This window comes from Citrobacter sp. FDAARGOS_156 (genome assembly GCF_001559235.2).
Taxonomy (GTDB): Bacteria; Pseudomonadota; Gammaproteobacteria; order Enterobacterales; family Enterobacteriaceae; genus Citrobacter; species Citrobacter youngae.
In genome coordinates this window covers 1542092-1553777 of the sequence record NZ_CP014030.2, presented here as the reverse complement: position 1 = coordinate 1553777, position 11686 = coordinate 1542092, and the positions used below count along the sequence as shown (strand labels likewise).

The 11686-nt window shown below is 55.4% G+C and carries 10 protein-coding genes; all 10 read left to right on the top strand.

Translation table 11 applies throughout. The features are described 5' to 3' along the window. The first annotated feature begins 172 nt into the window (after positions 1 to 172). The 10 genes from AL515_RS07530 to ybaK all read left to right on the top strand — a co-directional run bounded on the left by AL515_RS07530 (position 173) and on the right by ybaK (position 11666). Positions 173 to 2317: a TonB-dependent receptor plug domain-containing protein gene (locus tag AL515_RS07530; RefSeq protein ID WP_061067450.1), complete on the top strand. Its 2145-nt coding sequence runs from the start codon at positions 173 to 175 to the stop codon at positions 2315 to 2317. 2 nt (positions 2318 to 2319) lie between these two features. After that, a complete protein-coding gene (locus tag AL515_RS07525; protein ID WP_061067449.1) occupies positions 2320 to 3144 on the top strand; it encodes a heme/hemin ABC transporter substrate-binding protein in 825 nt (274 codons plus the stop codon). 18 nt (positions 3145 to 3162) lie between these two features. Next, a complete protein-coding gene (hutW, locus tag AL515_RS07520) occupies positions 3163 to 4500 on the top strand; it encodes a heme anaerobic degradation radical SAM methyltransferase ChuW/HutW (RefSeq protein ID WP_061067448.1) in 1338 nt (445 codons plus the stop codon). 12 nt (positions 4501 to 4512) lie between these two features. Beyond that, on the top strand, positions 4513 to 5007 hold the full coding sequence (hutX, locus tag AL515_RS07515) for a heme utilization cystosolic carrier protein HutX (protein ID WP_003847520.1): 495 nt from the start codon (positions 4513 to 4515) through the stop codon (positions 5005 to 5007). Next, a complete protein-coding gene (gene chuY / locus AL515_RS07510; protein ID WP_048212395.1) occupies positions 5007 to 5630 on the top strand; it encodes an anaerobilin reductase in 624 nt (207 codons plus the stop codon). The genes hutX and chuY overlap by 1 nt, the downstream gene beginning before the upstream one ends. A 51-nt stretch (positions 5631 to 5681) precedes the next feature. After that, positions 5682 to 6674, top strand: coding sequence for a FecCD family ABC transporter permease (locus AL515_RS07505; protein WP_061067447.1), 993 nt, complete (start codon positions 5682 to 5684; stop codon positions 6672 to 6674). Further along, positions 6671 to 7441, top strand: a complete 771-nt coding sequence (locus AL515_RS07500; RefSeq protein WP_061067446.1) for a heme ABC transporter ATP-binding protein — start codon at positions 6671 to 6673, stop codon at positions 7439 to 7441. The genes AL515_RS07505 and AL515_RS07500 overlap by 4 nt, the downstream gene beginning before the upstream one ends. A gap of 147 nt (positions 7442 to 7588) precedes the next feature. Then, on the top strand, positions 7589 to 10090 hold the full coding sequence (copA, locus tag AL515_RS07495; protein WP_061067445.1) for a copper-exporting P-type ATPase CopA: 2502 nt from the start codon (positions 7589 to 7591) through the stop codon (positions 10088 to 10090). 100 nt (positions 10091 to 10190) lie between these two features. After that, a complete protein-coding gene (locus AL515_RS07490) occupies positions 10191 to 10985 on the top strand; it encodes a TraB/GumN family protein (protein ID WP_048212399.1) in 795 nt (264 codons plus the stop codon). A gap of 201 nt (positions 10986 to 11186) precedes the next feature. Continuing rightward, positions 11187 to 11666: a Cys-tRNA(Pro)/Cys-tRNA(Cys) deacylase YbaK gene (ybaK, locus tag AL515_RS07485; RefSeq protein ID WP_003021794.1), complete on the top strand. Its 480-nt coding sequence runs from the start codon at positions 11187 to 11189 to the stop codon at positions 11664 to 11666. Positions 11667 to 11686: the final 20 nt, after the last annotated feature.

Here is an 11686-nt window from a genome sequence, read left to right as displayed (position 1 = left end):
CACATTGTTATATCCGATTCAGATCACATTTATGCATTTAATGACTGCACGAAATTGACTCAAATCAAAAGATATATTGGTTCTACATCTTTCATCTTGAACAAAGGGAAACAATTTTATATATAAACGCGAATGATAATGATGATCATTTACATTCAACAAAGGTTCTCTTATGTTGCCACGGAATAACCAAAGGCCATTTATTCTTTCAGCCCTGACATTATGCATGTCCGGCGCCGCTTTTGCAGCTACCTCTTCAGCACACGCTTCTACGTCCGACGAAGACACGGTGATCGTCACGGCTAACCGCACAGAAAGTAGTCTTTGGGATAGCCCGGCAACCATCCAGGTTATCGATCGTCAGACGCTGCAAAATTCCACCAACGTTTCTATTGCTGATGATTTACAAGATATTCCCGGCGTCGAAGTCACCGATAACGCCCTCGCAGGGCGGAAACAAATTCGTATCCGTGGCGAAGCCTCTTCGCGGGTGCTGATTTTGATCGACGGCCAGGTCGTCAGTTACCAACGTGCCGGACAAAACTACGGAGCCGGTTTGCTGATTGACGAATCCGCGCTGGAACGGATTGAAGTGGTCAAAGGCCCCTATTCTGTCCTCTACGGTTCGCAGGCGATTGGCGGCGTCGTGAACTTTATTACCAAAAAAGGCGGCGATAAGCCTCTCGGTGGCAGCGTTAAGGCTGTTTATAACTCCGCAACGGCAGGATGGGAAGAATCAGCGGCAGCCTGGGGCAGCATCGGAAACTTTGACTACCGCATCAATGGCAGCTATTCCGACCAGGGCGACCGCGACACACCTGACGGAAGATTGCCCGACACCAATTTCCGTAATAACGGCCAGGGCGTGTGGCTTGGTTACAACTTCGATCGCCACAAAATCGGACTCTCCCTCGATCGTTACAAACTGTCCACCCAAACCTGGTTTGACGATCCGGAAGGCCAGTTCGACGACTTTAGCGTCAAAATTCCTAAGCTGGAACGCGAGAAAATCGGTCTTTTCTACGACTACGCGGCCGATGGGGATTACCTGAAGAACATCCATGTTGACGCATACACCCAGACAATAGAGCGCAAATTTGAAAACCGGGTCAAAACGACCCAGGTTATCCCCAGCCCGATGATTAAAGCGCTGACGGTCAGCAATCAGACCAATACCAACGACAAACAGTATACCCAGGGGGTAACGCTACAGAGCAACTTCTCCCTGCCTGCTAACAACGAGCTGGTGATTGGCGCTCAGTACCAGCATGACAAAATAAAACAGGACACGGACGGCAGCACGCGCCAGACCGCGGCTACCGGCTTCTTCGATACACAAACCCGCACGCTGTCATACAACGAAGCGGAGCAAAGCAACACCTCATTGTTCGCGCAAAACGACTGGCGCTTTGCCGATGACTGGACGTGGACCGTGGGCGCACGCCAGTACTGGCTGTCTTCGAAGCTCAATCGCAACGATACGCAAACTATCCAAAGCAGCGGTACGACCTGGCAATCTACCGGGGGAAATTCCGTTCACGATGATGAACTGGTGACCTCAACCAGCCTACGCTATTCCGGTTTTAAGGATCTTGAACTCCGGGCTGCATATGCCCAGGGCTATGTCTTCCCTACGCTGACTCAGTTGTTCACACAGACGTCCGCAGGCGGTAGCGTGACCTACGGCAACCCAAACCTGAAGGCGGAACACTCGAATAACTATGAGCTGGGCGCGCGGTATAAAGGGAATATGTGGCTGATAGACGGCGCCATTTATTACTCCGAAGCTAAAGACTATATCGCCAGTCTGGCTTGTTCAGGTCAACCCGTATGCAGCGGTAATACCACCTCTTCACGGGGCGGCTATTACTACTACGACAACATCGATCGGGCCAAAACCTGGGGCATGGAACTCACCGCAGAATACAACGGCTGGGCAGTTTCACCTTACCTGAGCGGTAATCTCATTCGCCGTCAGTACGAAGGCAATACCCTTAAAACCTGGGATACCGGCGAACCCACTCTGACCGGGCGCGTCGGCCTGAAACATACCTGGTTGATGAACGTCGCTAACCTGACGTCCGATGTCTTTATCCGCGCGGCGTCCAGCGCCAAAGATAATACCGGCACCACGGAAATCAACTACCCAGGCTGGGCCACGCTTAACCTTGCATTCAACGCCGAGTTCGGTCCGCAGGATCAGTATCAGATCAACCTCGCGCTCAACAACCTGACCGACAAGCGTTACAGAACCGCGCATGAATCTATTCCAGACGCTGGTTTCAATGCCGCCGTTGGCTTTGCGTGGAATTTCTGACGATGAAAAAACTCTTGATTGGCTTACTGAGCCTCGCCTGCGTTTTCAGCGCCCAGTCCGCCGACCGCCTGGTGGTGGCGGGCGGCTCGCTTAGCGAACTGATATACGCCATGGGCGTCGGCAACCGGGTGCTCGGCGTTGATGAAACCACCTCGTACCCGCCCGAAACTGCCGCACTCCCGCACATCGGTTACTGGAAGCAGTTAAGCAGCGAGGGCATTTTATCGCTGCATCCGGACAGCTTTATCACCTGGCAGGATGCAGGCCCTCAAATCGTGTTGGATCAGCTGCGGGCGCAAAAAGTTAACGTCGTGACGTTGCCGCGCGTACCGGCCACCGTTGAGCAAATGTACGCCAACATCCGGGAACTGGCTCAAACCCTGCGCATTCCCGAACAAGGTGAGACGTTGATCGATCGCATTCGTCAACGTCTGGATCGCGTTCAGCACAGCGTGGCAGCGAAAAACGCGCCGGTCAAAGCCATGTTCATTCTCTCCGCTGGCGGCAGCGCGCCACAGGTCGCCGGCAAGGGTAGCGTTGCCGATGCCATTATGACCCTTGCGGGCGCACAAAATGTCGCCACTCACGCACAGTACAAAAGCTACAGCGCGGAATCGCTGATCGCCGCCAACCCAGAGGTGATCGTGGTGACGTCGCAAATGGTGGATGGTGGTCTGGCTCGTCTGAGCGCAATCGCCGGTATTACCCACACTGCAGCCTGGAAAAAGCAGCGCATTGTGGCGGTAGACCAGGCGCTGATTCTGGGTATGGGGCCGCGCGTCGCCGATGCGGTTGAAGCCCTGCACCAGCAATTCTGGCCTCACTAACTGGATTTATAAAGAACAATGAAAACTGAACACTCGCTGGATCTCACCGCGCATTTTGCGCTCGAGGGAAGTCAGCCCTTTAAGGATCGCCGCGCCACGATGCCCTGGCGTGGGGCGATCCCGGTTGCCAAAGAGCTATTGTCACAAACCTGGCAGGAGGTCATCAGCCAGCCAACCCCACCGCGGAAACGGTTGGTGTACTTGCATATCCCTTTTTGTGCAACACATTGTACTTTCTGCGGTTTTTATCAAAACCGCTTTGAAGAGGATCACTGCGCCCGCTACACCAACGCGCTATTACGCGAAATAGAGATGGAAGCCGATAGCGCATTACATCAGTCGGCCCCGATTCACGCCGTCTATTTTGGCGGCGGTACACCGTCTGCGCTGTCGGCACGGGATCTGGCCAGAATCATCACCGCACTGCGTGACAAGCTACCTCTGGCGCCGGACTGCGAAATCACTATTGAGGGGCGGGTACTCAATTTTGACGATGCGCGAATAGATGCCTGCCTTGACGCTGGCGCCAATCGATTTTCGATCGGTATTCAGTCTTTTAACAGCCGGATCCGCAAGAAAATGGCGCGCACTTCGGACGGCCCGACCGCGACGGCCTTTATGCAGGGGCTGGTAAAACGGGATCGTGCCGCCGTGGTGTGCGATCTGCTGTTTGGTCTGCCAGGACAGGACGCAAAGGTGTGGGGCGAGGATCTGGCGATTGCTCGCGACATCGGCCTCGACGGTGTAGATCTTTATGCGCTGAACCTGATCCCTAATACACCGCTTGGCAAAGCGGTTGAAACCGGGCGCACAACCGTTCCCTCTCCTGCCGAACGCCGCGATCTCTATCTTCAGGGCTGCGATTTTATGGACAGCGCGGGCTGGCGCTGTATCAGTAACAGCCACTGGGCGAGAACGACGCGGGAACGCAATCTGTACAACCTGCTGATTAAACAGGGAGCAGACTGTCTGGCATTCGGCTCTGGCGCAGGAGGGTCAGTCAATGGCTATTCCTGGATGGTCGAGCGCAATCTGAGTACATGGCATGAATCTATCGTCGCCGGAAAAAAACCGCTAATGATGATGATGCGCACCGCCGAGCGTGGTTTCCAGTGGCGACACACCCTCCAGGCCGGTATCGAAACGGCCCGCGTCCCGCTGGATGAACTGACGCCTCATGCACAAAAACTGGCCCCGCTACTGACCCAGTGGCATCACGCAGGACTGACGCGAGATGCCAGTACCTGTTTGCGCCTGACCAATGAAGGGCGTTTTTGGGCGAGCAATATTTTGCAGTCTCTTGATGAACTGATTCAAACACTTAACGCGCCGCGTATTGCGGTAGAGCAACCATAAAAGGAGTGAAGTATGAGCCATGTCTCTTTACAGGATTTTTTGAAAACTGAGCCGGACGGTACGCTGGAAGCTATCGCAGCCCAGTACAACACCACGCTGCTGGAGGTGGTGAAAAACCTCCCCTCCCCGACGCTGGTTTCCGGCAGTCAATTTGATACCGTCTGGGAAACCGTCAGCGAATGGGGCAAAGTCACCACCCTGGTCCATACTGCTGATGTCATACTGGAATTCACGGGTGAATTACCTTCAGGATTCCACCGCCACGGTTACTTCAACCTGCGCGGCAAAAAAGGCATGACCGGTCATATCAAGGCAGAAAACTGCACGCATATCGCCCTGATTGAACGCAAATTTATGGGCATGGACACCGCGTCCATTCTCTTCTTTAACCAGGCGGGTAGCGCTATGTTCAAAATTTTCCTCGGTCGGGATGAGCATCGTCAGCTACTGGCCGACCAGGTCAGCGCCTTTCACGCGCTGTCTTCATCCTTAAAGGAACATGCCTGATGGCTCCATGGCTCATTTTTGGTGCGGGTGGTAGCGGCGTCGGCGCGAAAACGCTGGCACTCGCACTGGCGGAACAACGTCCGGTGATTGCCGTCGTTCGCAACGCGCAGGTCGCTGCCGGGTTGCAGGAAAAAGGAGTGCAGGTCTTCATTGGCGACGCCTGCGACAGCCAGGTCACCGCCTGTGCCTGTCGCGCAGCGGGTCAACATGCCACGGTGATCTCCTCCATGGGCGGTGCCGAGGATTATCTGGCGCACAGAACCGTCATTGATGAAGCAGAAAAAGCGGAGATCAAACGCATGATTCTGGTGACTTCGCTTGGCTGTGGCGACAGTTGGCCCTTTTTGTCCCCACGCGCCAGGGCCGCATTTGGTCAGGCGGTACGCGAAAAATCGTTGGCTGAAAGCTGGCTACAAACCAGTCAACTGGACTACGCCATTCTCCGCCCCGGCGGTTTACTGAACGGTGCAGCCACAGGTCAGGCGCAACGGATACAGGCCGAGGAGTGCCATGGTTTTGTGATGCGCGCAGATGTTGCCAGGCACATTCACGAACTGGCTACAGCTCCGTCACTCAATAACCAGATTTACAGTTTGGTTGAGCCAGGACTGAAACCCGCGTAAACCCCTCGCGGCGCGGGAACTTCGCGCCGCAAAGACGTTATGGAGCGTTGCGTGCTTAAGGACTCGCTTTCTTCCGTCAGCATTCTGACGGGTCTTTCTCTGTTGTTGGTCGCTCTGATGCTCTTCGGAGCCAGCCAGGGGGCGCTGAACATTAGCTTCAGCGCGCTGTTCAACGACGAATACCGTGACATCTGGTTGAACATCCGCCTGCCCCGCGTGTTGCTGGCCGTTCTGGTAGGCGCAGCGCTGGCAACGGCAGGGGTCATTATGCAGGGGCTTTTTCGCAATCCGATGGCCGATCCTGGCCTGCTTGGCGTCAGTAGCGGCTCCGCGCTGATGGTCGGTATCGCGATAGTTATCCCCTTTTCGTTTCCCGTGGTGTTGGTGCTGTATGAGCAGATGATTTTTGCCGTCGCGGGCAGCATGGTGGTCTGCACGATTATTTTCCTGATAAGCCAGCGGCATAACCACGGCGGAATGATGCAACTGCTGTTAGCTGGTATCGCTATCAATGCTCTGTGCGGTTCGGCTATTGGCGTGCTGAGCTATGTGGGCGATGAGCAGCAGCTACGTCAACTTACACTGTGGATGATGGGCAATCTCGGCCAGGCCCAGTGGCCAACGCTGCTGGTTGCCAGTACCTTTGTTCTTCCAGCCATTGCTATCACCGTCTGTATGGCGGGCACGCTTAATTTGCTGCAATTGGGTGATGAAGAGGCGCATTACCTCGGCGTGAACGTCAAACGTAAGCGCCAGCAGTTACTGTTGCTCAGCTCGCTACTGGTTGGCGCTGCCGTTTCCGTCAGCGGCGTAATTGGCTTTATAGGCCTGGTGATCCCGCATCTGATCAGAATGACTACCGGCGCCGATCATCGCTGGTTGATTCCCTGCTCTACGCTGGCGGGCGCCTGTCTACTCCTGATTGCCGATACGCTGGCCCGCACTCTGGTGCAGCCTGCCGAAATGCCCGTTGGCCTGTTAACCAGCCTGATCGGAGGACCGTATTTTCTGTGGTTAATCCTGCGTAGCCGGAGGGTGTCATGATCGCCGCAGAAAATCTGATCTACAACATTCAGGGGAGACGACTGACCGACGATGTTTCCCTGACGCTACCCCAAGGAGAGATCGTCGCGATCCTTGGCCCGAATGGCGCCGGGAAATCGACGCTGCTACGCCAGCTCACAGGTTATCTGCAACCTCACAGTGGGCGCTGTAGCTTATTCGGCAAGCCGCTGGACGAGTGGTCAATCACCGAGCTGGCAAAAATCCGTGCCGTGATGCGCCAGAACAGTCATATGGCCTTCCCGTTTAGCGTTCAGGAGGTCATTCGCATGGGCAGGCATCCGTATCGCACGCGCAATACGGGCGATGAAACGGAGCACATCATGACGTTGTGCGACTGCCAGGCGCTGGCCGCGCGCGATTACCGGCATCTGTCGGGAGGAGAACAACAGCGGGTACAGCTGGCGCGTCTGCTGGTTCAGCTTTGGGAGCCCGAGCCTCGGTCCAAATGGTTGTTTCTCGATGAACCCACCTCCGCCCTGGATATTCACCACCAGCAGCACCTTTTTCGTCTGCTGCGTCGCCTGGTGCGTGAACGGCAGTTTAGCGTCTGCTGCGTCCTGCACGATCTCAACCTCGCAGCGCGTTATGCCGACCGCGTGGTATTGATGGAACGCGGCAGGATTGTTGATAACGGGTATCCGCAGGATGTCCTGAAGCAACGGGCGCTGAACGCGCTGTACGGTGCCGATCTCACGGTCATAAATGAACCGGAGCATCGAACGCCGCTTATCGTCCTCAATCAATAACAGACCGGGAACGCTCTGACGTGACGTTCCCGTTTTTCCCCCTTCGCCTCCTTTTTTCATCTTTTCTAAAAACACCCTTGACCTTCCCCTTGCTGGAAGGTTTAACCTTTATCACAGTCAGTTAAACCTGCAATGAAGGAGTTGGTTATGTCTCAAACAATCGATCTAACCCTGGACGGTTTGTCCTGTGGTCACTGCGTAAAACGCGTTAAAGAAAGTCTGGAACAACGTCCGGATGTTGAGCAAGCGGATGTCACCGTGACAGAGGCCCATGTTACCGGGAGCGCCAGCGCAGAAGCGCTGATTGAAACCATCAAACAAGCCGGTTACGGGGCGGAGTTAAGCCACCCAAAGGCTAAACCGCTGACGGAGTCATCAATCCCGTCGGAAGCACTGGCAGCGGTCCCTTCCGAGCTTCCGGCAGCTACGGCTGATGATGACAGCCAACAGTTGCTGTTAAACGGCATGAGCTGCGCCAGTTGTGTGACCCGTGTACAAAATGCATTGCAAAGCGTACCGGGCGTCACCCAGGCACGGGTAAACCTGGCGGAACGCACTGCGCTGGTAATGGGCAGTGCCTCCGCCGCAGATTTAGTGCAGGCGGTGGAAAAAGCGGGTTACGGCGCAGAAGCCATTGAAGACGACGCTAAGCGTCGCGAACGCCAGCAGGAAACCGCCGTGGCAACCATGAAGCGTTTTCGCTGGCAGGCAGCCGTCGCGCTGCTGCTGGGTATCCCGGTCATGGTATGGGGAATGATTGGCGATAACATGATGGTGAGTGCCGACAACCGTAGCCTGTGGCTGGTAATTGGTCTGGCAACACTCGCCGTGATGGTCTTCGCAGGCGGTCACTTCTACCGCAGCGCGTGGAAAAGCCTGATGAACGGCACCGCAACCATGGATACGCTGGTCGCGCTGGGTACAGGGGTGGCATGGCTCTATTCCATGAGCGTCAACCTTTGGCCGCAGTGGTTCCCGATGGAAGCGCGACACCTCTATTATGAAGCCAGCGCCATGATTATCGGTCTGATTAACCTCGGACACATGCTGGAAGCGCGGGCTCGCCAGCGCTCGTCCAAAGCGCTGGAAAAACTGCTCGATCTGACGCCGCCGACCGCACGCGTCGTTACTGACGAAGGTGAAAAGAACGTACCGCTGGCAGACGTTCAGGCGGGAATGTTGTTGCGCCTGACCACCGGCGACCGCGTTCCGGTCGATGGCGAAATTACCCAGGGCGAAGCCTGGCTGGATGAAGCGATGCTGACCGGTGAGCCGATTCCGCAACAAAAAGGCGAAGGCGATAGCGTCCACGCCGGTACGGTCGTCCAGGACGGCAGCGTACTGTTCCGCGCCAGCGCTGTTGGCAGCCACACCACGCTGTCGCGCATTATTCGCATGGTGCGTCAGGCGCAAAGCAGTAAGCCCGAGATTGGTAAGCTGGCCGACCGTATTTCCTCGGTGTTCGTTCCGGTGGTGGTGCTGATCGCGCTGGTGAGTGCCGCTATCTGGTATTTCTTTGGCCCGGCGCCACAAATTGTTTATACGCTGGTCATCGCCACCACCGTCCTGATTATTGCCTGCCCGTGTGCGTTGGGTCTGGCAACGCCGATGTCGATTATTTCCGGCGTGGGGCGTGCCGCTGAGTTTGGGGTACTGGTACGTGATGCCGATGCGCTGCAGCGCGCCAGCACGCTTGATACCGTCGTCTTTGACAAGACCGGGACGCTGACCGAAGGTAAACCGCAGGTTGTCGCAATCAAAACGTTTGGCAACACCGAGGAAGCGCTGGCAATTCGTCTGGCAGCGGCCCTTGAACAGGGTTCCAGCCACCCGCTGGCCAGAGCGATTCTGGACAAAGCAGGCGATGTCTCGCTGCCGCAGGTCAACGGTTTCCGTACGCTGCGCGGGTTAGGCGTTAGTGGCGAAACGGAAGGTCATACGCTGCTGCTGGGCAACCAGGCACTGCTTAATGAACAGCAGGTAGATACCACTGAAATGGAAGCTGAAATCACCGCTCAGGCTTCCCAGGGTTCAACCCCGGTGCTGTTGGCGATTGATGGTAAAGCAGCGGCGCTGTTAGCGGTGCGTGATCCACTGCGTAGCGACAGCGTGGCAGCGCTCCAGCGCCTGCACCGCGCCGGGTATCGTCTGGTGATGCTGACCGGCGACAACCCAACGACCGCCAACGCCATTGCCAAAGAGGCGGGTATTGATGAGGTGATTGCGGGCGTTCTGCCAGACGGTAAGGCCGAGGCGATCAAGCGTCTGCAGAGCCAGGGGCGCCAGGTCGCCATGGTCGGTGACGGTATCAATGATGCGCCTGCACTGGCGCAGGCCGATGTAGGGATCGCCATGGGTGGCGGCAGCGATGTGGCGATTGAAACAGCTGCGATTACGCTGATGCGTCATAGCCTGATGGGCGTTGCAGATGCGCTGTCTATCTCGCGGGCAACGCTGCGTAATATGAAACAGAACCTGCTCGGCGCGTTTATCTATAACAGCATCGGTATCCCCGTTGCCGCCGGGATCTTGTGGCCGTTCACCGGCACGCTGCTCAACCCGGTCGTTGCCGGGGCGGCGATGGCGCTTTCTTCCATTACCGTGGTGAGCAACGCGAACCGACTGCTGCGTTTCAAACCGAAAGAGTAACCCTTTGCCGGATGGCGCTATCAACTGCGCCATCCGGCAATTCACACATTGCGACTTTTCCGGCCACGCGCTAGCATGGTTCTCCACTTAGGGAGGTCGTATGGATTTGTTATACCGGGTAAAAGCATTATGGTCTGCACTGCGCGGTAACCATTATACCTGGCCGGCCATCGATATCTCTTTGCCTGGCAACCGCCATTTTCATCTGATTGGCAGTATTCATATGGGTAGCCGGGGTATGGCCCCTCTGCCTGCCAGGTTACTGAAAAAACTCAGCCACGCTGACGCACTGATTGTCGAAGCCGATGTCTCCGGTGACGATACTCCGTTTGCCAATCTTCCGGCTTTTGCCACGCTGGAAGAACGCATCAGCGAAGAGCAATTGCGCAATCTGCAAAAAGTTTCTGCCGATCTTGGTATTTCCCCTTCCCTGTTTTCGACTCAACCCCTGTGGCAAATAGCCATGATCTTACAAGCCACACAGGCGCAACAGCTGGGATTACGGGCGGAATATGGCATTGACTACCAACTGCTCAAAGCGGCTAAACAGGCGCAAAAAACCATTATTGAACTGGAAGGCGCCTCCAGCCAAATCGACCTGTTATGTCAATTGCCTGATAACGGTTTGGCTTTGCTTGACGATACCCTGACGCACTGGCACACCAACGCCAGGTTGCTGCAACAAATGATGGGCTGGTGGCTTGAATCACCACCACAAAATAGCGCACTCACGTTACCCAACACATTCAGCCAGTCATTATATGACGTATTAATGCACCAGCGTAATGAGGCCTGGCGGGACAAACTCAAGGCAATGCCTGCAGGCCACTATGTGGTCGCAGTGGGCGCACTGCATCTGTATGGAGAGGGAAATTTACCGGAGATGATGCGATAAAAAAATGGCCAATATTTCTATTGGCCCGTCAAAGAGGAATTTCATCATTATTATTATGCCGACGCTTAAAGCATCGGTGTAGGTCGATTGTCGCTCAAAGTCATCATCCTGCCAATACTATTGCGCAAGATGGTACTATTTTTTCCACCGCCATCAGGCGTATGCTTATGGCGTATTTTGTCTGGGCCAGGAAAAATTGCTATGACACCCGCCGTTAAACTACTCGAAAAAAACAAAATTTCTTTTCAGATCCACACCTACGATCACGATCCGTCCGAGACCAACTTTGGCGACGAAGTGGTCCGTAAATTAGGACTGAATGCGGATCAGGTCTACAAAACGCTGCTGGTTGCCGTGAATGGCGATATGAAACATCTGGCGGTTGCCGTCACACCGGTAGCCGGTCAACTGGATCTCAAAAAGGTTGCCAAAGCTTTGGGCGCCAAAAAGGTCGATATGGCCGACCCCATGGTCGCGCAACGCACTACCGGCTATCTGGTAGGCGGTATCAGCCCGTTGGGGCAGAAAAAAAGATTGCCGACGCTCATCGACGCGCCAGCCCAAACGTTTGACACCATTTATGTTTCCGGCGGCAAACGCGGACTGGACATCGAACTGGCAGCGAGCGATCTGGCGAAAATTCTGGATGCGAAATTCGCCGATATCGCCCGCCGGGATTAAGCGGTTATAGAATGACTGCC